This is a genomic window from Kitasatospora sp. NPDC048298, assembly GCF_043201465.1.
Taxonomy (GTDB): domain Bacteria; phylum Actinomycetota; class Actinomycetes; order Streptomycetales; family Streptomycetaceae; genus Kitasatospora.
Genome location: NZ_JBICYZ010000007.1, coordinates 1 through 24595, shown reverse-complemented (window position 1 = coordinate 24595; position 24595 = coordinate 1). Strand labels below are relative to the sequence as shown.

At 71.3% G+C, this 24595-nt stretch carries 22 protein-coding genes and 3 tRNA genes; 3 read left to right on the top strand and 22 right to left on the bottom strand.

Annotated features, from left to right (window positions below):
• Window positions 1-37: 37 nt before the first annotated feature.
• The 12 genes from rpoB to ACGF0D_RS08155 all read right to left on the bottom strand — a co-directional run bounded on the left by rpoB (window position 38) and on the right by ACGF0D_RS08155 (window position 12757).
• The gene (gene rpoB / locus ACGF0D_RS08210) at window positions 38-3514 is read right to left on the bottom strand and encodes a DNA-directed RNA polymerase subunit beta (protein ID WP_392867437.1); all 3477 of its coding nucleotides are present in this window, start codon (window positions 3512-3514) and stop codon (window positions 38-40) included.
• A 709-nt stretch (window positions 3515-4223) separates the two neighbouring features.
• On the bottom strand, window positions 4224-4607 hold the full coding sequence (gene rplL / locus ACGF0D_RS08205; RefSeq protein WP_329930353.1) for a 50S ribosomal protein L7/L12: 384 nt from the start codon (window positions 4605-4607) through the stop codon (window positions 4224-4226).
• A 91-nt stretch (window positions 4608-4698) separates the two neighbouring features.
• Complete coding sequence (rplJ, locus tag ACGF0D_RS08200) at window positions 4699-5262, bottom strand: 50S ribosomal protein L10 (protein ID WP_045693068.1); 564 nt, start codon at window positions 5260-5262, stop codon at window positions 4699-4701.
• A gap of 351 nt (window positions 5263-5613) precedes the next feature.
• Window positions 5614-6492 carry a hypothetical protein gene (locus ACGF0D_RS08195; protein WP_392867440.1) on the bottom strand — a complete coding sequence of 293 codons (879 nt, stop codon included), beginning with the start codon at window positions 6490-6492 and terminating at the stop codon, window positions 5614-5616.
• Between the two features lie 145 nt (window positions 6493-6637).
• A complete protein-coding gene (locus ACGF0D_RS08190; RefSeq protein WP_392914367.1) occupies window positions 6638-7570 on the bottom strand; it encodes a hypothetical protein in 933 nt (310 codons plus the stop codon).
• Window positions 7571-7658: 88 nt separating this feature from the next.
• On the bottom strand, window positions 7659-8540 hold the full coding sequence (locus ACGF0D_RS08185) for a hypothetical protein (RefSeq protein ID WP_392914366.1): 882 nt from the start codon (window positions 8538-8540) through the stop codon (window positions 7659-7661).
• A 146-nt stretch (window positions 8541-8686) separates the two neighbouring features.
• A complete protein-coding gene (locus tag ACGF0D_RS08180; RefSeq protein WP_392914365.1) occupies window positions 8687-9469 on the bottom strand; it encodes a hypothetical protein in 783 nt (260 codons plus the stop codon).
• 231 nt (window positions 9470-9700) lie between these two features.
• Window positions 9701-10423, bottom strand: coding sequence for a 50S ribosomal protein L1 (rplA, locus tag ACGF0D_RS08175; protein WP_218198318.1), 723 nt, complete (start codon window positions 10421-10423; stop codon window positions 9701-9703).
• 104 nt (window positions 10424-10527) lie between these two features.
• Window positions 10528-10962 carry a 50S ribosomal protein L11 gene (gene rplK, locus ACGF0D_RS08170; RefSeq protein ID WP_359897545.1) on the bottom strand — a complete coding sequence of 145 codons (435 nt, stop codon included), beginning with the start codon at window positions 10960-10962 and terminating at the stop codon, window positions 10528-10530.
• 166 nt (window positions 10963-11128) lie between these two features.
• On the bottom strand, window positions 11129-12001 hold the full coding sequence (nusG, locus tag ACGF0D_RS08165) for a transcription termination/antitermination protein NusG (RefSeq protein ID WP_392914364.1): 873 nt from the start codon (window positions 11999-12001) through the stop codon (window positions 11129-11131).
• Between the two features lie 208 nt (window positions 12002-12209).
• Complete coding sequence (gene secE / locus ACGF0D_RS08160; protein WP_392867450.1) at window positions 12210-12536, bottom strand: preprotein translocase subunit SecE; 327 nt, start codon at window positions 12534-12536, stop codon at window positions 12210-12212.
• 148 nt (window positions 12537-12684) lie between these two features.
• Window positions 12685-12757: transfer RNA gene (locus ACGF0D_RS08155), tRNA-Trp, on the bottom strand.
• A gap of 282 nt (window positions 12758-13039) precedes the next feature.
• Here ACGF0D_RS08155 and ACGF0D_RS08150 point away from each other — a divergent pair.
• A complete protein-coding gene (locus tag ACGF0D_RS08150) occupies window positions 13040-14287 on the top strand; it encodes a pyridoxal phosphate-dependent aminotransferase (protein ID WP_392914363.1) in 1248 nt (415 codons plus the stop codon).
• A 126-nt stretch (window positions 14288-14413) separates the two neighbouring features.
• Window positions 14414-15478 (top strand): adenosine deaminase, encoded by a 1065-nt coding sequence (locus ACGF0D_RS08145; protein WP_392867456.1) that lies wholly within the window; start codon window positions 14414-14416, stop codon window positions 15476-15478.
• A gap of 7 nt (window positions 15479-15485) precedes the next feature.
• Here ACGF0D_RS08145 and ACGF0D_RS08140 read toward each other — a convergent pair whose 3' ends face one another.
• The 8 genes from ACGF0D_RS08140 to ACGF0D_RS08105 all read right to left on the bottom strand — a co-directional run bounded on the left by ACGF0D_RS08140 (window position 15486) and on the right by ACGF0D_RS08105 (window position 20260).
• A complete protein-coding gene (locus tag ACGF0D_RS08140) occupies window positions 15486-16529 on the bottom strand; it encodes a UDP-N-acetylmuramate dehydrogenase (protein ID WP_392914362.1) in 1044 nt (347 codons plus the stop codon).
• 78 nt (window positions 16530-16607) lie between these two features.
• The gene (locus tag ACGF0D_RS08135; protein ID WP_392914361.1) at window positions 16608-18047 is read right to left on the bottom strand and encodes an MFS transporter; all 1440 of its coding nucleotides are present in this window, start codon (window positions 18045-18047) and stop codon (window positions 16608-16610) included.
• Between the two features lie 103 nt (window positions 18048-18150).
• On the bottom strand, window positions 18151-18714 hold the full coding sequence (locus tag ACGF0D_RS08130) for a TetR/AcrR family transcriptional regulator (RefSeq protein WP_392914360.1): 564 nt from the start codon (window positions 18712-18714) through the stop codon (window positions 18151-18153).
• Between the two features lie 105 nt (window positions 18715-18819).
• Window positions 18820-19242 carry a MaoC family dehydratase gene (locus ACGF0D_RS08125; protein ID WP_097237453.1) on the bottom strand — a complete coding sequence of 141 codons (423 nt, stop codon included), beginning with the start codon at window positions 19240-19242 and terminating at the stop codon, window positions 18820-18822.
• Window positions 19243-19247: 5 nt separating this feature from the next.
• A complete protein-coding gene (locus tag ACGF0D_RS08120) occupies window positions 19248-19706 on the bottom strand; it encodes a MaoC family dehydratase N-terminal domain-containing protein (RefSeq protein ID WP_392867466.1) in 459 nt (152 codons plus the stop codon).
• Between the two features lie 117 nt (window positions 19707-19823).
• Complete coding sequence (rpmG, locus tag ACGF0D_RS08115) at window positions 19824-19988, bottom strand: 50S ribosomal protein L33 (protein WP_006604855.1); 165 nt, start codon at window positions 19986-19988, stop codon at window positions 19824-19826.
• Between the two features lie 83 nt (window positions 19989-20071).
• Window positions 20072-20144 (bottom strand) — tRNA-Met (locus tag ACGF0D_RS08110).
• Between the two features lie 43 nt (window positions 20145-20187).
• A tRNA-Thr gene (locus ACGF0D_RS08105) sits at window positions 20188-20260 on the bottom strand.
• Between the two features lie 278 nt (window positions 20261-20538).
• Here ACGF0D_RS08105 and ACGF0D_RS08100 point away from each other — a divergent pair.
• Window positions 20539-21807: a hydrolase gene (locus ACGF0D_RS08100; RefSeq protein ID WP_392867467.1), complete on the top strand. Its 1269-nt coding sequence runs from the start codon at window positions 20539-20541 to the stop codon at window positions 21805-21807.
• Window positions 21808-22055: 248 nt separating this feature from the next.
• Here the strand turns inward: ACGF0D_RS08100 and ACGF0D_RS08095 are convergent, their stop codons facing one another.
• Window positions 22056-22730 (bottom strand): response regulator, encoded by a 675-nt coding sequence (locus tag ACGF0D_RS08095; RefSeq protein ID WP_392914359.1) that lies wholly within the window; start codon window positions 22728-22730, stop codon window positions 22056-22058.
• On the bottom strand, window positions 22727-24595 hold a 1869-nt coding region (locus tag ACGF0D_RS08090), incomplete at its 5' end, for an ATP-binding protein (RefSeq protein ID WP_392914358.1). The genes ACGF0D_RS08090 and ACGF0D_RS08095, both read right to left, overlap by 4 nt.

Below are 24595 nucleotides of genomic sequence, written 5' to 3'. Positions count from 1 at the left end.
GGCGGGCCGGCCGCTGCTGCGGCCGGCCCAGCCTCCGTCAGACCTCTTCGACGCTGCTCGGCTCGCGCCGGGACAGGTCGATGCCGAGCTCCTCGGCGGCGCGGAACACGTCCTCGTCGGAGTCCCGCATCTCGATGGACTGGCCGTCCGAGGACAGCACCTCCACGTTGAGGCAGAGCGACTGCATTTCCTTGATGAGGACCTTGAAGGACTCGGGAATGCCGGGCTCGGGGATGTTCTCGCCCTTGACGATGGCCTCGTAGACCTTGACTCGGCCGAGGACGTCGTCGGACTTGATGGTGAGCAGCTCCTGGAGCGCGTAGGCCGCGCCGTACGCCTCGAGGGCCCACACCTCCATCTCACCGAAGCGCTGACCACCGAACTGCGCCTTACCACCGAGCGGCTGCTGGGTGATCATCGAGTACGGACCGGTCGAACGGGCGTGCAGCTTGTCGTCGACCAGGTGGTGCAGCTTGAGGATGTACATGTAGCCGACCGAGACCGGCATCGGGAACGGCTCGCCGGAGCGGCCGTCGAACAGGCGGGCCTTGCCGGTGGAGTTCACCAGGCGCTCACCGTCACGGGTGAGGGTGGTGTTGTCCAGCAGGCCGGTGATCTCGTCCTCGCGGGCGCCGTCGAAGACCGGGGTGGCGAGGTTGGTGCCGCCCTGGACGGTGTCGGCGCCGATCGCCTGGAGCCGCTGGGCCCACTCGTCGGCGAGGCCGGAGACGTCCCAGCCCTGCTTGGCGAGCCAGCCGAGGTGGATCTCCAGGACCTGTCCCGGGTTCATTCGGGACGGGACACCCAGCGGGTTGAGGATGATGTCGACCGGGGTGCCGTCCTCGAGGAACGGCATGTCCTCGACCGGGAGGATCTTGGAGATGACACCCTTGTTGCCGTGACGGCCGGCGAGCTTGTCACCGTTGGTGATCTTGCGCTTCTGGGCCACGTAGACGCGGACCAGCTGGTTGACACCCGGGGGAAGCTCGTCGCCCTCCTCGCGGTCGAACACGCGCACGCCGATGACCTTGCCGGACTCACCGTGCGGGACCTTCAGCGAGGTGTCGCGGACCTCACGGGCCTTCTCGCCGAAGATCGCGCGGAGCAGGCGCTCCTCCGGGGTCAGCTCGGTCTCACCCTTCGGGGTGACCTTGCCGACCAGGATGTCGCCGGTGACGACGTCGGCGCCGATGCGGATGATGCCGCGCTCGTCGAGGTCCGCCAGGACCTCCTCGGAGACGTTCGGGATGTCCCGGGTGATCTCCTCGGGGCCGAGCTTGGTGTCACGGGCGTCGACCTCGTGCTCCTCGATGTGGATCGAGGAGAGGACGTCGTCCTGCACGAGGCGCTGCGACAGGATGATCGCGTCCTCGTAGTTGTGACCCTCCCACGACATGAACGCCACGAGCAGGTTCTTGCCGAGGGCCATCTCGCCCTCGTCGGTGCACGGGCCGTCGGCCAGCACCTGGCCGGACTCGACCCGGGCGCCCTCGTCCACGAGCACCTTCTGGTTGAAGGCGGTGCCCTGGTTGGAGCGGGTGAACTTGGCGGCGCGGTACGTGGTGTACGTGCCGTCGTCGTTGGCCACGGTGACGTAGTCGGCCGAGACCTCCTGGACGACACCGGCCTTCTCGGCGGTGATGACGTCCGCGGCGTCGACGGCGCAGCGGTACTCCATGCCGGTACCGACCAGCGGAGCCTCGCTCTTCAGCAGCGGCACCGCCTGGCGCATCATGTTCGAGCCCATGAGCGCGCGGTTGGCGTCGTCGTGCTCGAGGAAGGGGATCATGGCGGTCGCGACCGACACCATCTGGCGCGGCGAGACGTCCATGTAGTCGATCTCGGTGCCCGGGATGTAGTCGATCTCGCCACCACGGCGGCGGACCAGGACGCGCGGCTCCGCGAAGTGCAGGTCCTCGGTCAGCGGCGCGTTCGCCTGGGCGATGACGTAGCGGTCCTCCTCGTCGGCGGTGAGGTAGTCCACCTTCTCGGTGACCACACCGTCGACGACCTTGCGGTACGGCGTCTCGATGAAGCCGAACGCGTTGACCCGACCGTACGAGGCCAGCGAGCCGATCAGACCGATGTTCGGGCCTTCGGGGGTCTCGATCGGACACATGCGGCCGTAGTGCGAGGGGTGCACGTCACGGACCTCGAAGCCGGCCCGCTCACGGGACAGACCACCGGGGCCCAGCGCGGACAGACGACGCTTGTGGGTCAGGCCCGACAGCGGGTTCGTCTGGTCCATGAACTGCGACAGCTGGCTGGTGCCGAAGAACTCCTTGATGGAGGCGACGACCGGCCGGATGTTGATCAGGGTCTGCGGCGTGATCGCCTCGACGTCCTGGGTGGTCATGCGCTCGCGCACGACGCGCTCCATACGGGCGAGACCCGTACGGACCTGGTTCTGGATGAGCTCGCCGACGTTGCGCAGGCGGCGGTTGCCGAAGTGGTCGATGTCGTCGACCTCGACCACGATGTCGCGGCCTTCGTCGTCACGCCACTCGGTCTCGCCCGCGTGCAGCTTCACCAGGTACTTGATCGCACCGATGATGTCGGGCTCGGTGAGCACGCCGGAGTCCAGCGACTCGGCGTTGCCCAGCTTGCGGTTGACCTTGTAACGGCCGACCTTGGCGAGGTCGTAGCGCTTCGGGTTGAAGTAGAGGTTCTCCAGAAGCGTCTGCGCGGCCTCGCGCGTGGGCGGCTCGCCCGGGCGCAGCTTGCGGTAGATGTCCAGCAGCGCGTCGTCCTGGCCCTGGGTGTGGTCCTTCTCCAGGGTGGCGCGCATCGACTCGTACTCGCCGAACTCCTCGAGAATCATCTCGTTGGTCCAGCCGAGCGCCTTGAGCAGCACGGTGACGGACTGCTTGCGCTTGCGGTCGATGCGGACGCCGACCATGTCGCGCTTGTCGATCTCCATCTCCAGCCAGGCACCACGCGAGGGGATGACCTTGCAGGAGTAGATGTCCTTGTCGGACACCTTGTCCAGGGTGGAGTCGAAGTACACACCCGGGGAGCGGACCAGCTGCGAGACGACGACACGCTCGGTGCCGTTGATCACGAACGTGCCCTTGTGGGTCATGAGCGGGAAATCGCCCATGAAGACCGTCTGAGACTTGATCTCACCGGTCTCGTTGTTGGTGAACTCGGCCGTGACGAAGAGCGGGGCCGCGAACGTGAAGTCGCGGTCCTTGCACTCGTCAATGGAGTTCTTCGGCGGCTCGAAACGGTGGTCGCGGAAGGTCAGCGACATCGACCCACTGAAGTCCTCGATCGGGGAGATCTCCTCGAAGATCTCCTCCAGACCGGACTTGGTGGGGACGTCCTGACCACTCTCCAGGGCCGCCTCGACCCGGGCCTTCCAGGCCGCGTTGCCGAGCAGCCAGTCAAAGCTCTCGGTCTGCAGGGCCAGGAGGTTCGGGACCTCGAGGGGCTCCTTGATCTTCGCGAAGGAGACGCGGAGCGGGGCGGTGGATGCGGCGGAATTGTTCGAGGCGTTGCGCGGCGCGGCCAAGAGGGGGGTCCTTCCGAGGGCTCGGAGCTCACTACGCGCGTACCAGCCGGGCCTGCTTGGGCTTGGTGCCGCCTCCCTCGCCACTGGCCTCTGCCGGAGTCGAAACCCCAGGTCAGAGCCGCTTTGCGGAGGCGGTGCCAGACCCCTTCAGGGCAACGCAAACTCCGGGCGACGAGTCACGGAGCAGCTAACAGGCAGCGCAAAGGGACAGTGTAGCCAAAGGCGACACTGCTGTCCAGCTCTGATTCGGAGACCGAATCGGAGACTCCTCCCGGTAGCCGGCGAGCGCAGGCGCCCACCGGGTACTGCTCTAACTCACGTGGAGTCATTTCCCGCCGGAGCCACTGGTTATGCATCCAGCAGCGGACCAACCGGGCGGACTCGCGCCTTGAGAATCGCGCGCCGCGCCGGGTTCGTCAAGGGCCCACCGGCGGTGCGGGCCTCGATCGGTCTATCGGTCCGGAGCCCCTCCGCGTTACAGAAACCGTGGTGGGGCCGCCCTCGACGACGGTGATCACCATACCCCCCGGCACCGACGCTGCCGAGTGGGCCGCCGGCCGCGCCGGCGGGCCGGACCGGCCGGTCGGGGGAACCGGGCCGTGGACGGCCCGACGGGGCCCGGCCCCGGCCCGGAAACGCGAAAAAGCCGGGCCGACCACCCACAAGGGTGATCGGCCCGGCTTCAGGCCCCCTCAGAGGGGGCGAGAAGTCACTTGACGGTGACCTTGGCGCCGGCACCCTCGAGGGCGGCCTTGGCCTTCTCGGCAACGTCCTTGGCAACCTTCTCCAGGACCTTGGCACCAGCGGTGTCAACGAGGTCCTTGGCCTCCTTCAGGCCGAGGGAGGTCAGGGTGCGCACCTCCTTGATGACCTGGATCTTCTTGTCGCCAGCGGCCTCGAGGATGACGTCGAACTCGTCCTGCTCCTCAGCGGCCTCGGCCGGGGCGCCCGGGGCGGCAATGCCGGCAACGGCGACCGGGGCGGCGGCGGTGACGTCGAACTTCTCCTCGAAGGCCTTCACGAAGGCGGCCAGCTCGATGAGGGTGAGCTCCTCGAACTGCGCGAGCAGCTCGTCCTGGGACAGCTTCGCCATGATGGCGTCCTTCCACTAAATCGGCAGGTTGGTGCCGGATGTACGGGTGGGGCGGGCGTACGGGCCCGCAGCGAGGCGTGAGCCTGCCGAATTACTCGGCGGCAGCGTCCTCGGCGGCGGGAGCCGGCGTACCGGCACCGCCCTGCTCGACCTTGTCGCGCAGCGCGTCCACAGTGCGGACGAGCTTCGACGGCAGGGCCTGGAAGAGCGCGGCAGCCTGGGACTGCTTGGCCTTCAGGGCACCCGCCAGCTTGGCGAGCAGCACCTCGCGGGACTCGAGGTCCGCGAGCTTCTTGATCTCATCGGCGGACAGCGCCTTGCCGTCAAGGACACCGCCCTTGATGATGAGAGCGGGGTTCTCCTTGGCGAAGTCACGCAGAGCCTTCGCCGACTCCACCGGGTCACCGGTGACGAAGGCAACAGCCGTCGGACCGTTGAACAGGTCGTCGAGCTCCGTGATCCCGACCTCATTGGCCGCGATCTTGGTCAGCGTGTTCTTCACCACGGCGTACTCGGCGTTGTCGCCGAGCGAGCGACGCAGGGTCTTGACCTGCTTCACCGAGAGACCGCGGTACTCGGTGAGCAGCGCCGCGGAGGAGCCACGGAACTTGTCCGTGATCTCGGCGACGGCAGCAGCCTTGTCGGGCCTGGCCATAGGCTTACGCCTCCTTCCGTGATGTCGAAGTCGGGCCGACCGCGAAAGTCGACCTAGGTCGCCGCGGACCGATTGGACGGAAGGAAAGCTCCTGCGTAAATGCAACGAGCCCCGGTGCGCAGGGGCACGGGGCTCGGAACGACCTCGACGGGCGGCCGCGCGAACGCGGAACCCGGAAGTCGAAGCTCCAGACACACCTGCGCGGGCTGCCTGCGACGAAGCGCAGATCCTTCGGCCACCTGCTCCCTGACGGGGGCGTGGTGACAACCAGCGGTCTTTGGCTTCGGCCAGATTAGCCGGAGGCGTTCGCAAGGTGCAAATCGCCCTCGGACGGAGCAGGCCCGGAGCGGCTCAGCGGGCCAGCGGGGAGACCGTCCGGACGCCGGTGTCCACGGTGTCCGACTCGGCCGGCGCCTGCGCCGAGAGCAGCGCCCCGGCGTGGTCGGTGTAGAGCACCGAGTCGTCCGCCCGGCCGCTGTCCCCGCTGCCCGTGCGCTGGAGCCGGACCAGCTGGTCCTTGTCGTTGAGCCAGAGGTCCAGGGTGAGCGAGAGCGAGCCGCCGGGCGCGAGCGCGGTCCGCAGACCGTCCCGGCGGGACGGGGTCAGCTGGGTCTGGGCGGCCGCGTACCTCTCGGCGGTGGTGGCGACCCGGTAGTGCTCGACGGTCGAGTCCTCGAACTTCTCCTCGCCGACGAAGACCGGGTCCGTCCCCTCGGCGGTGGCCGCGGTCAGCGCCTCGACCGGGTTCAGCAGGTCGATCAGCCCGGCGTACGGGATCTCCTTGTGGCCGTCCGCGTCCGGCGGGACGGTGAAGCGCTCCCAGTGCTTCCCGCCCTGCCGGGCGGCGGTGGCGGCGTCCCCGCCCTGGTAGGCGACGGTGTCCACGACGATCAGCTGCTCGGCCTCGGCCGGGGTGGAGCGCTTGATCTGGAGCGCGGTCTTGGGCTGCCAGAACAGCGGGCCGGACCCGGCGTCCGCGCCGAGCCGGTAGCTGACCTTGGCCCGGCGGGCGGTCTGCATGGCCAGCTGGGCGGAGAGCAGCACCCCGTGCGGCGAGCGGTCGGTCGGCTTGGCCTGGGCGCTCGGGGAGGCGGTGGAGGGCGAGGCGCTGGTCTGGCTCGGGCTGCCGGACGGCGTGGCGGTCGCACCGCCGCCCCCGCCGCACCCGCTCAGGCCGCTCGCCAGCAGGACGACGACGGTCACTGCCGCCAACCGCTGCCGTCCCGCCATCGCCCGTTCCCCTCTCGCCCGGCCCCGTCCGACGGCGGCCTCGTTCGGGCCACCTTGCCACCCGTCCCCGGCCCGCCCGGCGGCGGCCCCCCTGGGGCCTGCGGATTCCGCCGGGTCGGCGGAGCCCGTCGGCCGGGCGGTCGGGTCAGCTTGAGGAGCCGCTCTTGCCGAGCTTCGCCAGCGCGGAGGCCTCCACCACGTCGGACGCGGCCGGCGGGGCGACGTTGACCGGGGTTCCGTAGTCCGAGTAGAGGACCGAGGTCTTGAACATGCCCGCCTTGGTGTCCCCGGTCTCGGTCCGCTTGACCACCAGCTGGTCGGCGTCGACCCAGACGTCGATCCGCTCCTTGGTGATGCCGGCCGTGGTCAGCTTCTGCTTGATCTGGTCGAGCTTCTCCGGGGTCAGGCCCTTGCCGGACGCCTTGGCCATGTCGTCGATGCTGAGCTCGCCGAAGTAGTGGGTGGTGGCCTTGCCGGCCACCGTCTCCTCGCCGGCCTCGGTCACCTTGCCGGTCGCGATCAGCAGCCGCACGCCCTCGACCGGGTCCGCGTCCTTGAACTGGTCGGTCGACCCCCCGGTCGCCTTGGCCTGGTCGGCGGCGCTGTAGTGCACCCAGTGCTTCCCGTCCAGGAGCTCGACCGCGTCACCACCGATGCGCAGGTACATCCCGTCCTTGGTGAAGCGGTACGGCGCCGACTCGCTGCCGGTGAGGAGCGCGATTCCCTTACCCACCGGCGAGCCGGAGAAGTCCATCGTGAGGTCGCCCTGGATGCCGTCGCCCCAGTGGATGGCGCCCGAGCCCTTCATGGCGATCTCGCCGATCGTGATGGTCTCGTCGACCTTGGCCGAGTTGGCCGCGCTGGTCTTCTGGGTGACCTGCTCCAGGAAGACCGCCGGGCTGACCTTCGCCGGCTTCGCGTCGGTCGTCGGGGCGGCGGCCGACGGGGTGGCCGGGGCGGCCGTGGTCGGCGCGGCCGGGGCGGCCTTCTTGTCGTCGTTGTTGTCGCACGCGGTAGCGGTCAGCGCCAGGGCGGCGATGACGACGGCGACGGCGGCGGTGTTGCGGGTTCCAGCCATGATTCCCCCCTTGAGGACCCCGGGCGCGTGACGCGCCCGGGGGTGCAGCCGGTCGGTGCGGGTGGGCTCGGTGTCCGGTCCGGCCGGATCAGCCGAGCAGCTTGAGCAGGTCGGATTCCTTGCCGAGGTCGTTCGCGGCGGGTGCGGTGATCGCGGCGGCCTTGCCGAGGTCGGAGTACTTGATGGTGACGGCCTTCTTCTCGCCGTTGGTGTCGCCGTACTCCTTGTACTGGACGAGCTCCTGCTTGGCGTTCAGCCAGAAGTCGATGGTGAGGGTCTTGCCGTCCTCCTCCAGCGTCTTCTGGGCGGACTTGCGCTGGTCCGCCGAGAGCGACGTCATCCCGGCCACCAGCGCGGCGGTGTCCTGTTCCGCCCGCAGGTGGACGGTCTGGACTCCGTCCACGGCCTCCTGGCCGACCTTGGAGAGCTTGCCGCTCTGGGCCCCGACGGTGAGCAGGATGACCGGGTTGGTCATCTGGCCGACCATCCGGAAGCTGTCGCCCGTCTGGTCGGCGGGCATCTTGATCCAGTGCTTGCCGCCCAGGGCCGGGGCGATGTCGTCGCCGCCGCCGAGGTAGGCGTCCGTGCCGAGCACCCGGATCCGGAGCTTCTTGCCCTCGATGTCGCTGGCCATGTCCACGGCCGCCTTGGCCGGGTCCTTCCAGTCCGCGTCGCCGGTGCCGCCCGGGTCGGTGGGGTCGGCCGGGGTCATGGTGATCTTGCCGTTGCCGGCCTTCTGCATCACCACGGCCGCGGCGGCCAGTGCGGCCTTCGGGTCCGCGTTGAGGGCCGCGGCGAGCGGGTCGGCGGGCTTGGCGTCGGCGGACTTGGTCTCAGCGGGCTTGGCCTCGCCGGTCTTGGTGTCGCCGGCCTTGGCGTCGCCGCCCTTGGCGTCACTGCCGCAGGCGGTGGCCGCACCGAGCAGGACGGCCGCCGTCGCGACGGCCGAGGCGAGGCGCAGAGCGCGCATGGAGCTACCCCCGAGAGTTTCCTGATATCCCATGGAAGAACTGATTGTCAGCTCTTCCCATGTTCTTTTCACGCGGACTCTAACGGATCACCCGATTACCCACACACCGGATATCCCCTCCCCCTCGACCCCCGTCGGCCTCCCCGTCACCCGGCCGGGGTCGTCGGTGCCGTGTCCGCCGCCCCCGGAGCCGAGACATCGGTCGTGGTCACCGTGGTTCCCGCGCTCCCCCGGACCGTCTCACGCAGCCGCAGCAGCTGCATGCCGGGCCCGATCCAGACGTCGTAGCCGATCGTCGCCACCCCGTGCTGCCGGTACCAGTCCAGTGTGGCGGCGCGCTGCTTCGGACTCAACTCGTCGTCCTTGCCGAACAGTTCGGCCAGCGGCGCGGAACCCTGGTAGTGCGCCACGGTCACCCCGGCCAGCTGCTCGCCGCCGAGCGAGCGGAGTGTGACGCCCTGGGCGACCTCGTACGCCCGGCTGCCCGGGTTGGTGATCAGCGCCGTCGTCCAGCCGCCCGCGAAGCCCTCCGGGTCGGGGCCCGCCGCGGGGTCGACCGCCTCGGCGGTCCGCCGCTCCGCGTGCTTGGCCGCGCCGCCCTGGTAGACGAGGTCGAGCGCACCGTCCTTGACGGTCAGCAGTCCCCTGCCCAGCTCGTCGGTGACGGCCAGTCGGGCCTCGTCCGCCGCGCCCCAGACCAGGGAGCCGCTCGCGGTGCGCCGGCCCGCCGGGCCCTCCTGGACCACGTCGATCCGGGCGCTGCCCGAGTCGTCCAGCGCCTGCGCGGCCGTGAGCACCACCTGCTTGGGCGGCACCGGCGCCGGCCTTCCGGGGGTGCCGGTGGTCGGGGCGGCCAGCAGGCTGCACCCGGTGGTGGTGGCGAGCAGCAGGGCTGCCACGAGAACGGTGGGGCGGGGGGCGGGCGGCACGGCACACTCCGGCGGTCACAGGTTCTCCACGTGCTGACCGGCAGAGCGTACGACGGTTCGGCCCGCCGTTCCCATCCGCCGGTGTCCCGATCGGGCAACCGTTGCGGCCCACCGGCCCCGCCCCGGCCCCGTTCGGCCCCGCCCCGGCCGCGCCCGGGAACGACGGCGGGCCCGCACCCCCGGTGAAGGGGGTGCGGGCCCGCCGTACGGACTGCTCTAGAGCACTGGGGCTCAGACCGCGGCCGGGTCCTCCTCGACGAGGAGGTTGCGGGTGCGGTTCGGGTCCACCAGGATGCCGGGGCCCATGGTGGTGGAGAACGCGGTCTTCTTGATGTACCGGCCCTTGGCGGCGGACGGCTTGGCGCGGAGCACCTCGTCCAGCGCGGCGGCGTAGTTCTCGACCAGCTGCTCGTCGGTGAAGGAGGCCTTACCGATGATGAAGTGCAGGTTCGAGTGCTTGTCGACGCGGAACTCGATCTTGCCGCCCTTGATGTCGTTGACAGCCTTGGCGACGTCCGGGGTCACGGTGCCGGTCTTCGGGTTCGGCATCAGACCACGGGGGCCGAGCACGCGGCCGAGGCGGCCGACCTTGCCCATGAGGTCCGGGGTGGCGACGACGGCGTCGAAGTCCAGCTTGCCCTTCGCGACCTCGTCGATCAGCTCGTCGGCACCGACGATGTCGGCGCCCGCAGCACGCGCGGCCTCGGCACGCTCGCCGGTCGCGAAGACCAGGACCCGAGCGGTCTTACCGGTGCCGTGCGGGAGGATCACGGTGCTGCGGACCATCTGGTCGGCCTTGCGCGGGTCGACGCCCAGACGCATGGCGACCTCAACGGTGCCGTCGAACTTGGTGGTGCTGGTCGCCTTGGCGAGGCGGACGGCCTCGAGGGGGGCGTAAAGGCGCTCGCGGTCGACCTGGGCGTCCGCGGCCTTCAGGGCCTTGCTGCGCTTCATGGCTGCTCCTGAATGGTGATTGGAGTTGTGGTGTTCGACGGGCCTGCGCAGGCCCTACCACGGGGGACGGCTGAGCCGTTTTGTCCCTGGTGGGACGGGGGCGCTCAGCCCTCGACGGTGATGCCCATCGACCGGGCGGTGCCGGCGATGATCTTCTCCGCGGCGTCCAGGTCGTTGGCGTTCAGGTCGGGCATCTTCGTGGTGGCGATCTCACGGACCTGGGCGCTGGTGAGCTTGGCGACCTTGGTCTTGTGCGGCTCGCTGGAGCCCTTGTCGACACCCGCGGCCTTCAGGATGAGGCGCGCGGCCGGCGGCGTCTTCGTGATGAAGGTGAAGGAACGGTCCTCGTAGACCGTGATCTCCACCGGCACGATCATGCCGCGCTGCGACTCGGTCGCAGCGTTGTAGGCCTTGCAGAACTCCATGATGTTCACGCCGTGCTGGCCCAGCGCGGGGCCGACCGGCGGCGCCGGGTTGGCCGCGCCGGCGTTGATCTGGAGCTTGATAAGCCCCGTGATCTTCTTCTTCTTGGGAGGCATGTCTCTCCGGGTCCTTCCGAGAGGTGATTGCTGGTGCGTGCGGAACCGGGGCGACACCCGGCCGCCAGCACACACATCGGACCAGGCTAACGCGTCCGCGCCGCTGGACCAAAACGGATTCGGGGCGGGGCCCGCAGGCCCCGCCCCGAATCCGAAGACCGTATGACTAGTTCTTCTGGATCTGGTCGAAGGAGAGCTCGACCGGGGTCTCCCGGCCGAAGATCTCGACCAGGCCCTTGACCTTCTTCGAGTCCGGGTTGATCTCGTTGATGGTCGCCTGGAGGGTCGCGAACGGGCCGTCGGTGACGGTGACCGAGTCGCCGACCTCGAAGTCCAGGACCTGGATCTCGCTCGGCTTGATCGGCGACGGCTTGCCGGCCTCCTTGGCGGCCTGGCGCTCGACGTCGGGGGCGAGCATCTTGACGACCTCGTCCAGGGTCAGCGGGTACGGGTCGTAGGCGTTGCCGACGAAGCCGGTGACACCCGGGGTGTTGCGCACGACGCCCCAGGACTCGGGGGTGAGGTCCATGCGCACCAGGACGTAGCCGGGGAGCTTGTTCTGGCGGATGGTCTTGCGGTCACCGTTCTTGATCTGGACGACCTCCTCCTGCGGCACCTCGGCCTGGAAGATGTACTCCTCGACGTTCAGCGAGACGGCGCGCTGCTCCAGGTTCTGCTTCACCCGGTTCTCGTAGCCGGCGTAGGTGTGGATCACGTACCACTCGCCCGGCATGAAGCGCAGGTCCTCGCGGAACTTGGCGACGGGGTCGACCTCGACCTCGTCGGCCGGCTCCTCCTCGACGGACTCCTCGGCGACGGCGGACTCGGTGTCGCCCTCCACGTGCGGCGCGGCCTCCTCGGCGGGCTCGCCGGCCTCGGCCTCGTCGTACGCCTCGACCTCGTCCTCGTCGCTGTCCGCGGCGTCCACGATCTGCTCGGCGGGCTCGGCGTCGTCAGCCAGCTCGGCCGCGTCCAGCTCGGCGGCGACATCCGCCTCGCGGACGGTCTCGTCGGCGTCGTACAGGGGGGACTCAGACACGGTGGCGGCTTCTTTCCTGGAGATGGTGAAGGTGGCGCGCTCCTCGACCGGCCCGGCGTACGACCGCTCGCGCGGGCGCCAGGTGAGGTCTCGGAGACTTCAACAGTACCGAGTCCACGGTAACCGCGCGTACGTCCGGCGCCGACAGCTCGACCCGGGCCGAGGATTCGGCCCGGGTCGGGAAGCTGTTCGAGAGGTGGTGCGGCCGTCAGCCGAAGACCAGCAGGCTGAGCTTGGAGAAGCCGTAGTCCAGGCCGGCCACGAAGGCCATCACGACCACCACGAAGGTGACCACGACGGCGGTGTAGTTGGTGAGCTCGTTGCGGGTCGGCCAGACGACCTTGCGCAGCTCGGCGATGATCTGACGGTAGAAGAGGGCCATCCTGGCGAAGAGGCCCTTCTTGGCCCGCTTGCCGGACTTCTTCTGCTTGCCCGACTTCTTGTCGCCCTCGGCCGATGCCATCTCGGCGGCGCCGTCGGCACCCTCGGGGTTGCCGCTCTCAGGCGTTGCGGTGGAGCCCGTGGTCTCCGTCACTCGTCCTCACCTGAATCCGGGTCCTGCCGAACTTCGCCGCGCACCCGGTTTGGGCACGACCAGTCGGCTAGCGGTGCTGATCGGTGCCATCTCCGCATCAAGCCCGCTCACTCCTGTGGAGCGAACGGGCTGAAAACGGATCTAGCAGCAGGGCAAGAGGGACTCGAACCCCCAACCGCCGGTTTTGGAGACCGGTGCTCTACCAATTGAGCTATTGCCCTACGGTGCCTCGCGGCTCCGGTGGCGACCAACCTACCGCATCTCCCCCCGCTGTCTGCACAGGCGGTGGAAGCTCCGATTTTCTCGGCGGGCCGTCGAGCAGCGAGTGTACGTGGTCGAGGGGTGTTTGGTCGAACGTCTTCTTCCGGAGCCGCCCGTCCGGCGTCGGACGTCCGGTCCGGGGGACCCCTTCCGACGGACCGCCGGGGCCGCGATCCGGACGGGAACGTACGGATCGCGATACCCCGATGCCCGGTAGGTCCCGGTTCTGCGACGATGCAGGCATGAGCGCTTCCACCCCGCAGCCCGACCAGTCCATCCGCCCCGCCGACCGCCGGGTCTCCGCCCGGATCGGTGCGATCGCCGAGTCCGCGACCCTCGCCGTGGACGCGAAGGCCAAGGCCCTCAAGGCCGCCGGCCGTCCGGTCATCGGCTTCGGCGCCGGCGAGCCCGACTTCCCCACCCCGGACTACATCGTCGAGGCGGCCGTCGAGGCCTGCCGCGACCCGAAGAACCACCGCTACACCCCGGCGGGTGGCCTGCCCGAGCTGAAGGCCGCGATCGCCGCCAAGACGCTGCGCGACTCCGGCTACCAGGTGGACGCCTCGCAGGTGCTGGTCACCAACGGCGGCAAGCAGGCCATCTACGAGGCCTTCGCCGCGATCCTCGACCCGGGCGACGAGGTCATCGTCCCGGCGCCGTACTGGACCACCTACCCGGAGTCGATCCAGCTGGCCGGCGGCGTCCCGGTGGAGGTCGTGGCCGACGAGACCACCGGCTACAAGGTCTCGGTCGAGCAGCTGGAGGCCGCCCGCACCGAGAACACCAAGGTGGTGCTGTTCGTCTCGCCGTCCAACCCGACCGGCGCGGTGTACACCGAGGCCGAGGCCGAGGCGATCGGTCGCTGGGCACTGGAGCACGGCCTGTGGGTGCTCACCGACGAGATCTACGAGCACCTGGTCTACGGCGACGCGAAGTTCACCTCGCTGCCCGCCCTGCTGCCCGAGCTGGCCGACAAGTGCATCGTGGTCAACGGCGTGGCCAAGACCTACGCGATGACCGGCTGGCGGGTGGGCTGGGTGATCGGCCCCAAGGACGTCATCAAGGCCGCGACCAACCTGCAGTCGCACGCCACCTCGAACGTCTCCAACGTCGCCCAGCGCGCCGCGATCGCCGCCGTCGCCGGCGACCTGTCCGCGGTGCACGAGATGCGCACCGCCTTCGACCGCCGCCGCAAGACGATCGTGCGGATGCTCAACGAGATCGAGGGCGTCCTCTGCCCCGAGCCCGAGGGCGCCTTCTACGCCTACCCGTCGGTCAAGGGTCTGCTGGGCAAGGAGATCCGCGGCCGGCGTCCGCAGACCTCCGCCGAGCTGGCGAGCCTGATCCTGGACGAGGTCGAGGTCGCCGCCGTCCCGGGCGAGGCCTTCGGCACCCCCGGCTACCTGCGGTTCTCCTACGCGCTCGGCGACGAGGACCTGGTCGAGGGCATCAGCCGGATCCAGAAGCTGCTCGGCGAGGCCCGCGACTGACGTCGCTCCGGTACTGACGTCAATCCGACATACGGGATTCACCCGGCACACCGCCTCCTTTCACCCCTTCGGGGGATTGAAAGGAGGCGGTTCCCGTCTGGGGGTCGCATACGGCAGTATCGGTGAATGGAACGCCTGTTGAACCCGCGAGACGTCAGGGGCCTCCCGAAGGCCCACCTGCACCTGCACTTCACCGGATCGATGCGGCCCGCCACCCTCCTGGAGCTGGCCGAGAAGCACGGCGTCCGGCTGCCGGAGGCGCTCAGCTCCGGCGAACCGCCCCGACTGCGGGCCACCGACGAACGGGGCTGGTTCCGCTTCCAGCGGCTGTACGACACCGCCCGCTCGGTGCTGCGGGACGAGCAGGACATCCGCCGGCTGGTCCTGGAGACCGCCGAGGACGAGCGGCGGGACGGCTCCCGCTGGCTGGAGATCCAGGTCGACCCGACCTCGTACGCGCCCCGGCTGGGCGGACTGATCCCCGCCCTGGAACTGATCCTGGACGCGGTGGAGCACGCCGCCGCGGCGACCGGCGTGGGCATCCGGGTCCTGGTCGCGGCCAACCGGATGAAGTCCCCGATGGACGCCCGGACGCTGGCCCGGCTGGCCGTCCGCTACGCCGACCACGGGGTGGTCGGCTTCGGCCTCTCCAACGACGAGCGCCGGGGCATGGCCAGGGACTTCGACCGGGCCTTCGCGATCGCCCGCAACGGCGGGCTGCTGGCGGCCCCGCACGGCGGCGAGCTGTCCGGCCCGGAGTCCGTCCGGGACTGCCTGGACGACCTGGGCGCCGGCCGGATCGGCCACGGCGTGCGGGCCGCCGAGGACCCCCGGCTGATGGAGCGGCTCGCGGACCGGCAGGTCACCTGCGAGGTCTGCCCGTCCTCCAACGTCTCGCTCGGCGTCTACGAGCGCCCCGAGGAGGTCCCGCTGCGCCGGCTCTTCGACGCCGGGGTCCCGCTCGCCCTGGGCGCCGACGACCCGCTGCTGTTCGGCAGCCGACTGGCCGCCCAGTACGAGCTGGTCCGGGACGTGCTGGGCTTCTCCGACGCCGAACTCGCCGAGCTGGCGCGGCAGTCGGTGCGCGGCTCGGTCGCGCCGGAGGCCGTCCGCAGGGAGCTGCTGGCGGACATCGACGCCTGGCTGGTGGGCGACCGCGCCCCCGCCGAGCCGGCCGCCGTGCCCGCCTAGCGCCCGCTCAGAGCGTGACGCCCACCATCACCGGCTCGTTCACCAGCTCCACCCCGAAGGCCTCGCGGACCCCGTCCCGGATCTCCCGGGCCAGTGCCAGCAGGTCCTCGGCGGTGGCCGAGCCGCGGTTGGTGAGCGCCAGGGTGTGCTTGGTGGAGAGCGTCGCCGGGCCGCTGCCGTAGCCCTTGCCGAAGCCCGCCCGGTCGATCAGCCAGGCCGCCGAGGTCTTGGTGCAGCCCTCCGGGGCCGGGTAGGCGGGGGCGTCCTCGGCGCCCGGGCGGGTGCGGAAGGACTCGTACTGGGCGGCCGTGAGCACCGGGTTGGTGAAGAAGGAGCCGGCCGACCAGGTGTCGTGGTCCGCCGGGTCCAGCACCATGCCCTTGCCGGCGCGCAGCAGCAGCACCGCCTTCCAGGCCGTGTCGACCGCCACCCGGTCGCCCTGCTCGACGCCCAGGTGCCGGGCGGTCTCGGCGTAGCGGACGGGGGTGGAGAGCCCCTCGGCGTCCTCCAGGCGGAACCGCACCCGCAGCACCACGTAGCGGTCCGGCTCGGCCTTGAAGCGGCTGTGCCGGTAGGAGAACGCGCACTCGGCGTTCGGGAGCACGACCACCTCGTCGGCGGTGCGGTCGTACGCGACCACCTCGGTGATCGCCTGCGCGACCTCCTGGCCGTACGCGCCCACGTTCTGCACCGGGGTGGCGCCGGCCGAGCCGGGAATGCCGGCCAGGAACTCGATGCCCGCCAGGTGGTGGTCCAGCACGGTCCGGCGGACCACCTCGGACCAGGTCTCGCCGGCCGCGACCTCCAGCGCGGTGCCGTCCAGGGCGAAGCCCTCGGTGGCGATCCGCAGCGCGGTGCCGGAGAAGCCGGCGTCGCCGATCACCAGGTTGGAGCCGCCGCCGAGGACCAGCAGCGGCTCGCCGGCCGCGTCGGCCTCGCGGACGGCCGCGATCACCTCGTCGTCGGTGTGGGCCGTCACCAGGCGGCGGGCCGGGCCGCCGAGCCGGAGCGTGGTCAGCGGGGCGAGGGGGGCGTCGTTTTCTACCAGCACGCCCACCAGCGTACGGGGGCGCCGGGAAGCCGCTTCCCGGGGAAGGCCCTTCCCGGGAAGCGGCTTCCGGTGCCGCCGTCAGGCCTTGACCATCTCGGGCGCCGGCTGTTCCACCGCGGCCGCGGCCGGCGCCTTGCCCCGCCGCGGGATGAGCCCCGCGGCGAGCGCGCCGAGCCCGACGGCGGCCCCGCCGACGTACAGCGCGGGCACCAGCCCGTCCGTGAAGGCCCGGGCCGACTGGTAGCCGCCCTGCGCCGAGAACACCGCGGCGAGCACGGCGACCCCGAGCGCCCCGCCGACCTCGCGCAGCGCGTTGTTGGCGCCGGAGGCGATCCCCTGCTCCTGCGGCCGGACGCCGACCATCACCAGCTGGGCGGTCGGGCCGAAGTACAGCGACATGCCGACCCCGCAGATCACGATGGCCGGGATCAGGGCGAGGTAGTCGAGGCCGGTGCTCCCGTCCGCGACCAGCCCGAACAGCACCAGGCCCACGGCCTGCAGCGCCAGCCCGGCGACCACGATCGGGCGGCCGCCGATCCGGTCGGAGACGATGCCCGCGACCGGCGAGACCAGCAGCGGCATCGCCGTCCACGGCAGCATCCGGATGCCCGCCTCCTGGGGGCTGAAGCCGCCGACCCCCTGGAGGTACTGGCTGATCAGGAAGATCGAGCCGAACATCCCCAGGTACATCAGCAGGCTCGCCGCGTTGACGGCGGAGAAGGTCCGGCTGCGGAACAGCCGCATCGGCAGCATCGGATGGGCGGCCACCCGCTGCTCGTACCAGACGAAGGCGGTCAGCAGCAGGGCGCCGCCGATCAGGGCGCCGAGGACCGGCGGGCTGGTCCAGCCGTCCGGGTTGCCGCGGATCAGGCCGAGGACGACCCCGAACATCCCCAGGCTGACCAGCAGGGTTCCGGGCACGTCCAGGGCCCGGCCCGCGCCCCGGCTCTCGCCGAGCCGCAGGAAGGCCAGCGGCAGCAGGACGAGGCCCACCGGGACGTTCACCCAGAAGATCCACTGCCAGGAGAAGTGCTCGGTCAGCGCGCCGCCGATCAGCGGCCCGGCCGCGACGGCGAGGCCGCTGACGCCCGACCAGACGCCGAAGGCCAGCCCCCGCCTGGCCGGGGGCACCGCGGTGGTGAGCAGGGTGAGGGTGAGCGGCATCATCACCGCGGCCCCGGACCCCTGGACGGCGCGGGCGGCGATCAGCTCGCCGATGCCGGGGGACAGCGCGGCCGCGGCGGAGCCGGCGGTGAAGACCGCCAGGCCGGCCAGGAAGATCCGGCGCCGGCCGAAGCGGTCGCCGAGGGCGGCGCCGAACATCAGCAGCACGGCGAAGCTCAGGGTGTAGGCGCTGACCGTCCATTCGAGGTCGGACAGCCCGCCGCCGAGCTCCTCGCGGATCGACGGCAGTGCGGTGGTGACCACCAGGTTGTCCAGGGCGGCCATGAAGCTGGCCGCGCTGACGATCACCAGGGTCCAGATCGCGGCTCTGCCCATGGCCGGTTTCTCCGTCATGACATCCCCCAGGTTCCTCTAGGTCGCTCTAGGTAGTTATTGCTCAATAACTTTCATGGGCCGAAAAAAGGCCGCCCGGACGCACCGCGCGGCCGCCCGCCCGCTACTCCGGGTCCTCGCACTCGTCGAAGCCGGTCCAGATCCGGTGGTCCTGCGGATAGCCCAGCGCCACCAGGGTGTTGATCAGCATCCCGTGCGCGAAGAACCGCGTGGCGTCCCTCATGTCCCCGCCGATCCGCATCCTGACCCGCTCGAACAGGCTCTCCCAGAGCCGCCGGGCGGTCTCCCCGATCTCCTCCTCGCCGGCCGAGCGGGCCGCGAAGACCGAGACGTAGATCTGCATCTGCATCATGAGCTGGTCACTGTCCTCGACCAGGCCCATGTACGCGCCGGATATCGCGTCGGCGGCCTCCGCGCCGGTCAGCCCGGCCGAGGCCTCGTCGAACACCCGCCAGGTCTCCTCGACGCAGCGTTCGGCGGCCGCGGCGAAGATCGCCTGCTTGCCCGGGAACAGCCGGAACAGGTACGGCTGCGAGACGCCCACCCGGCGGGCGATCGCCTCGGTGGAGGTGCCGTGGTACCCGCCCCGGGCGAACTCGATCAGGGCGGCGCGGACGACGCTCTCGCGCCGCTCCTCCGCACTCATCCGGATGCTCGACTTCGCCATGGCTCCCAAGTTAGTGGCCGATCACTAGCCAGGCAAGACCCGCGGCCGCGGCCGGAGCTCCCGGTGCGGGCACTCCGGCCGCGGCCGCCGGTGCGCGGAAGCGGCTCAGCCGAGCCGGACGACGGCCCGGGACATGCCGAGCACCTTCTGGCCGCCCGTGGTGGCCAGCAGGTCGACCTGCACCCTGCGGTCGTCCAGCTTCTTGGCGACCTTGGCCGAGACCTCGACCACCGCGCCGACCCCGTCGTTCGGCACCGGCACCGGCCGGGTGAAGCGCACGCCGTACTCGACCACCGCGGCCGGGTCGCCGACCCAGTCGGTGACCACCCGGATCGCCTCGGCCATGGTGAACATGCCGTGCGCGATGACGTCCGGCAGGCCGACCTCCAGGGCGAACTTCTCGTTCCAGTGGATCGGGTTGAAGTCGCCCGAGGCGCCCGCGTAGCGCACCAGTGTGTCGCGGGTCACTGGGAAGGACTGCGCCGGCAGCTCGGTGCCGACCTCGACCTCGTCGTAGCTGATCGCCATCGCGCTCACTCCCCCGCCTCGTCGGCGGCCCGGGCCACCAGGGTCATGACCGACGTCACAACGTGCTCGCCGGTCGCGTCCGTCACCTCGCCGCGCACGGTGAGCACGTCGTTGCCCGCCAGCGACTTGATGTTGTCGATGGTCACCGCGACCGACAGCCGGTCACCGGCCCGCACCGGGCGGGTGTAGACGAACTTCTGGTCGCCGTGCACCACCCGGCTGAAGTCCAGACCCAGCTCCGGGTCCTCGATCACCTGGGCGGCCGCCCGGTAGGTGACCACGAAGGGGAAGGTCGGCGGGGCGATCACGTCGGAGTGACCCAGCGCCTTCGCCGCCTCCGGGTCGGCGTACGCCGGGTTGGCGTCCCCGATCGCGGTCGCGAACTCGCGGATCTTCTCCCGGCCGACCTCGTACGGCTCGGTGGGCGGGTAACTACGCCCGATGAAGGAGGGGTCGAGCGCCATGGCAGCTCCTCGGAACGCGGATGGATACGAAAAAACTCCGGGCCGCACCCCCCAGTGAGGGATGCGGCCCGGAGTAGAAGACCTGAATTCACACAGGCCCGGCGCCCTACGGGAGGGTCAGCGGGTCTCGCGGTGCGCGGTGTGCGAGTTGCAGCGGGGGCAGTGCTTCTTCATCTCAAGACGGTCCGGGTCGTTACGCCGGTTCTTCTTGGTGATGTAGTTCCGCTCCTTGCACTCCACGCAGGCCAGCGTGATCTTCGGGCGGACGTCGGTGGCAGCCACGGGAGTGCCTTCCTTGGACAACGAATAAGAACACAACAAGAGTAGCCGACCGGGAGTGCGATCTCCCGACCGACTACGCGGGGTAGCGGTGACCGGACTTGAACCGGTGACACAGCGATTATGAGCCGCTTGCTCTACCAACTGAGCTACACCGCCACAGTGATCCGCAGCACAGCCGGAGCTGACTGCTTCTCACCCGAGCCCCCATGCGGAATCGAACCGCAGACCTTCTCCTTACCATGGAGACGCTCTACCGACTGAGCTATAGGGGCGAACGAGGAAGAGATTACACGTTTCGCGGCCGGAGGTGAAATCCGTATCCCGCGGCGAAGACCGCAGGTGGGCGACGGGTACGGACGGGCGATCCAAGGCCGGGCGTTCGATCGGCCCGCGAGCCCCACGGCCCGACCCGATACGACTATTGCCCGCCTCCCGGCGACCCGCCTCCCGGGCCCATAGGCTCGTCGCTCATTGATCGGGAGGACTGGCCGGCGGTACGGGCCAGCCGTACGGGGCCGACCGCACGGGCCGGCCCGAGAAGGAGCCGGCGATGGACAGCGCAGCCGCCGACGGGCCGCAGCCCTGGCCCGGCCCGGCGGCCAACCCGCTCGGGCACGGCCCGGTCCTGCTGCTCACCGGCGCCCGACTCGCCGACGGGCGCGTGGTGGACGTCCGGATCAGCGGCGACCGCATCCAGGCGGTCGGCACCGTCGGCAGCCTCGGCCCGCTGCCCGCCCTGCCCGGCGCCCCCACCGTCACCACCGGCGCCCGGATCGACCTGCGCGGCTACCTGCTGCTCCCGGCCCCCGCCGAGGCGCACGCCCACTACGACGCCGCCTTCTCCGCCGCCCTGCCCACCCCGCCGTCGGACACCCCGGCCGACCTCACCCGGCGGATCACCGAGGCCGCGCTGACCTCCCTCGGCTACGGCGCCACCGCCCAGCGCACCCACGTCCGGATCGGCGACGTGCACGGACTGCGCCGGCTGGAGGCCGTGCTCACCGCCCGGCAGGCGCTGAGCGGGCTGGCCGAGCTCCAGGCGGTGGCGATGCCACGGCTGCTCACCGGGCGGGCCGGCGCGGACGGCCGGGCGCAGCTGCGCGAGGCGCTCAAGCTGGGCGCCACGGCGGCCGGCGGCTGCCCGGAGCTGGACCCGGACCCCTCCGGCTACGTACAGCTGCTGCTGGAGGCGGCCCGCGAGGCCGACTGCTCGGTGGACCTGCACGCCAGCGCCGCCGACGCCGCCCAACTCGCCCGGATGGCCGGGGCGTTGGCGCCGCTTCGGCCACGGGTGACGCTCGGCCCGTGCGGGGCGCTGGCCCGCGGCGCGTCGACGGTGCTGGCGACCAGCGGGGTGCGGGTGGTCTGCCTGCCGCAGAACGGCTGCTGCACCGGACTTGAGGGTCGGCCGGCGGGCCTGCGGCCGGGCCTGGTACGGGAGTTGGCGGCGGCCCGGGTGCCGTTGGCGGCGGGCAGCGGGGCGCTGCGCGACCCGTCCAACCCGGTCGGCCGGGCGGATCCACTGGAGTCGGCCTATCTGCTGGCGGCCGGTGGGGAGTTGGACCCGGAGGCGGCGTACGACGCGGTGGCGAACCAGGCCCGGGCGGCGCTCGGACTGGCGCCGGTCCGGGTGGACGCCGGGTTCCCGGCGGAACTGCTGGCGGTGCGCGGGGACAGCCTGGCCGGGGCGCTCGCGGGCGGGCACAGCCGGCTGGTGGTGCACAGCGGCCGGGTGGTCAGCCGGACCAGCGCGGTCCGGGAGTTCGCGGACACGGTGGCGCTGGCGCTGCCCCGCCAGTGCGGGGGCGGGGAGGACTGAGCGGGCCGGACCGGCCCCGACGGCAGATGGGGGCGCGCGACGGGTGTCGCGCGCCCCTCCCCCACCTGCCGGCCGTCCATGGGACGGCTGTCGAAGCGGCCCCAGGCCTCCCCCACACGGAGCAGGGCCGCTCGTTCGGGATCGACACTACGCCCACGGAGCACCGCCCCCGAGCGGCCTTGACGCCGTCCTGTCGCCCACCGGGGCGCTCTTGACGGGCCGTTGACGCAGGCTGCGGCATCGGTCCGTCACGGCACGTAGCGGTACCCGATCCCCGGCTCGGTGACCAGGTGCCGCGGCCGGGCCGGGTCGCGCTCCAACTTGCGGCGCAGCCCGGCGAAGTAGACCCGAAGGTAGTTGCCGCGCCCCTCCTGGGCCGGGCCCCACACCTCGCGCAGGATCTGCCGGCCGGGCACCAGCCGGCCGGGGTTGGCGAGCAGCAGGGCGAGGATGCGCCACTCGGTCGGGGTGAGCCGGACCGGGCCGTTCGGGCCGTTCACCGCGGTGGCCGCGAGGTCCACGGTGTGGTCGCCGATCACCGGCCGGCTCAGCGGCACACCGCCCAGCGGCCGGCGCAGCACGGCGCGCAGCCGGGCCAGCAGCTCGTCCATCAGGAACGGCTTGGTGAGGTAGTCGTCGGCGCCCGCGTCCAGGGCGCCCACCTTGTCGGCCGCGTCGGTCCGGCCGGAGAGCACGATGATCGGCACCGCGCTGTGGGTGCGCAGGCCGCGCAGCACGTCCATCCCGTCGAGGTCGGGCAGGCCGAGGTCGAGCAGGACGGCGTCCGGGGCGCTGTGCGCGGCACGGTCGAGCGCCTCGCCGCCGGTGGCCGCGGTGCGGACGGCGTACTGCCGGGCGCTGAGGTTGATCCGCAGGGTGCGCAGGAGGGCCGGCTCGTCGTCGACGACCAGGATCTCGCTCACGTGTCCGCCTCGCTTCGCTCGATGGTGGGGTCGGCGGCGGGCAGGGTGAGCAGCATGGTGGTGCCGCCGCCCGGGGTGTCCTCGACCTCCAGGCTGCCGCCCATCGCCTCGGCGAGGCCGCGGGAGAGGGCGAGTCCGAGGCCGACGCCGGTGGTGTTGTCGGTGTCGCCGAGGCGCTGGAAGGGCAGGAAGACCCGGTCGCGGTCCTCGGGGGCGATGCCGGGGCCGCGGTCGATCACCCGGATCTCGACCTGGTCGGCGTGGTGGCTGCCGGTCACCAGGACGGGCGCGCCGGGGGCGTTGTACCGCAGCGCGTTGGTGATCACGTTGGCGAGCACCCGCTCCAGCAGCGGCGGGTCGGCGAGCACCGGCGGGGTCGTGTCCAGGTCCAGCGGCTGGATCGGCGCGTACGGGTCGGGGAGGCTGTCGAGCGCCCGGGGCAGGATCTCGTCCAGGTGGGTCTCGGTGAGGTGCAGGGTGAGCGCGCCGGCCTGGAGGCGGCTCATGTCGAGCAGGTTGTCGACCAGCCGGGTGAGCTTGACCAGCGACTCGTCGGCGGTAGCGAGGAGTTCGGCCTGGTCCTCGGGCGAGAACTCGACGTCGGGGCTGCGCAGCGAGCCGACCGAGGCCCGGGCGGCGGCCAGCGGGGTGCGCAGGTCGTGGCTGACGGCGGCGAGCAGGGCGGTGCGCATCCGGTCGGCGGCCTTGATCGGCTCGACCTCGGCGGCGGCCACCGCCAGCCGGTCGCGTTCCAGCGCGGCGCCGACGTGGGCGGCGAAGGCGGTCAGCACCCGCTGGTCGGCGGCCGGCAGCCGGCGGCCGGTGAGCACCAGGAGGGCGTCCCGGCCGACCGGGACCTCGGTGGTCTCGTACGGCCCGTCGCCGTCGCCCTGGTGGTCCCCCTCGCTGTGCGCGAGCACCTCACCGGCGGCCCGGGAGAGCAGCGCGACGGTCCGCATCCCGAAGGCCGTCCGGGACTTCTCCAGCAGGGCGGGCAGCGCGTCGGCGCCGCGCAGCACGCTGCCGGCCAGGGTGGAGAGGGTCTCGGCCTCGGCGGTGGCGCGGGCGGCCCGGCTGGTGAGCCGGCCGGCGTGGTCGACCACGGTGGAGACGGTGAGCGCGATGGCGGCGAAGACCACCAGGGCGACGATGTTGTTGGTCTCGCCGATGGTCAGGCTGTGGATCGGCGGGATGAAGTAGTAGTTGAGCAGCACCGAGGCGACGAACGAGGCCAGCAGGGCCGACACCGCGCCGCCGAGCAGGGCGACGATGACCACGCCGAGCTGGAAGATCAGCGCGTCGGTGGTCAGGTTGATGCTGTGGTGCGCCTGCGAGAGCAGGGCGGTGAGCAGCCAGGGCACCGCCAGGCCGGCCAGGTAGCCGGCGACGGTGCGGCGCCGGGAGTGGCGGCGGCCGAGCGAGGGCAGCCGGCCGCGGCCGGTGAACTCGTGGGTGACCATGTGGACGTCGATGTCCTCGGAGTCGTCCACGGTGGTCTGCCCGGTGCCGGGGCCGGTGAGGAAGCGGTTGATCCGGCCGCGGCGGCTGGTGCCGAGCACCAGCTGGGTGGCGTCGTGGGCGCGGGCGAAGGCGAGCAGCGCGGTGGGGACGTCGTCGCCGACCACCACGTGGTAGCTGCCGCCGAGGGTCTCCACCAGCTGCCGCTGCTGGGCGAGCGCGCCGGAGGAGGCGCCGGCCAGGCCGTCGCTGCGGGAGACGTGGACGGCCAGCAGGTCGCCGCCGGCCGTGCGGTCGGCGATCCGGGCGGCGCGGCGGATCAGGGTCTCGCCCTCGGGGCCGCCGGTGAGGGCGACCACGACCCGCTCGCGGGCCTCCCAGACCCGGTCGATGTTGTGGCTGGCCCG

Excerpts from the sequence above, each read along its gene's own strand:
- ACGF0D_RS08100 (WP_392867467.1), top strand. The coding sequence starts at position 20,539 with ATGGACAGCGCAGCCGCCGACGGGCCGCAGCCCTGGCCCGGCCCGGCG.
- ACGF0D_RS08190 (WP_392914367.1), bottom strand. The coding sequence starts at position 7,570 with ATGGCTGGAACCCGCAACACCGCCGCCGTCGCCGTCGTCATCGCCGCC.
- ACGF0D_RS08150 (WP_392914363.1), top strand. The coding sequence starts at position 13,040 with ATGAGCGCTTCCACCCCGCAGCCCGACCAGTCCATCCGCCCCGCCGAC.
- ACGF0D_RS08125 (WP_097237453.1), bottom strand. The coding sequence starts at position 19,242 with ATGGCGATCAGCTACGACGAGGTCGAGGTCGGCACCGAGCTGCCGGCG.
- ACGF0D_RS08195 (WP_392867440.1), bottom strand. The coding sequence starts at position 6,492 with ATGGCGGGACGGCAGCGGTTGGCGGCAGTGACCGTCGTCGTCCTGCTG.
- ACGF0D_RS08130 (WP_392914360.1), bottom strand. The coding sequence starts at position 18,714 with ATGGCGAAGTCGAGCATCCGGATGAGTGCGGAGGAGCGGCGCGAGAGC.
- rplA (WP_218198318.1), bottom strand. The coding sequence starts at position 10,423 with ATGAAGCGCAGCAAGGCCCTGAAGGCCGCGGACGCCCAGGTCGACCGC.
- rplJ (WP_045693068.1), bottom strand. The coding sequence starts at position 5,262 with ATGGCCAGGCCCGACAAGGCTGCTGCCGTCGCCGAGATCACGGACAAG.
- ACGF0D_RS08120 (WP_392867466.1), bottom strand. The coding sequence starts at position 19,706 with ATGGCGCTCGACCCCTCCTTCATCGGGCGTAGTTACCCGCCCACCGAG.
- ACGF0D_RS08185 (WP_392914366.1), bottom strand. The coding sequence starts at position 8,540 with ATGCGCGCTCTGCGCCTCGCCTCGGCCGTCGCGACGGCGGCCGTCCTG.
- rplL (WP_329930353.1), bottom strand. The coding sequence starts at position 4,607 with ATGGCGAAGCTGTCCCAGGACGAGCTGCTCGCGCAGTTCGAGGAGCTC.
- rplK (WP_359897545.1), bottom strand. The coding sequence starts at position 10,962 with ATGCCTCCCAAGAAGAAGAAGATCACGGGGCTTATCAAGCTCCAGATC.
- ACGF0D_RS08145 (WP_392867456.1), top strand. The coding sequence starts at position 14,414 with ATGGAACGCCTGTTGAACCCGCGAGACGTCAGGGGCCTCCCGAAGGCC.
- ACGF0D_RS08135 (WP_392914361.1), bottom strand. The coding sequence starts at position 18,047 with ATGACGGAGAAACCGGCCATGGGCAGAGCCGCGATCTGGACCCTGGTG.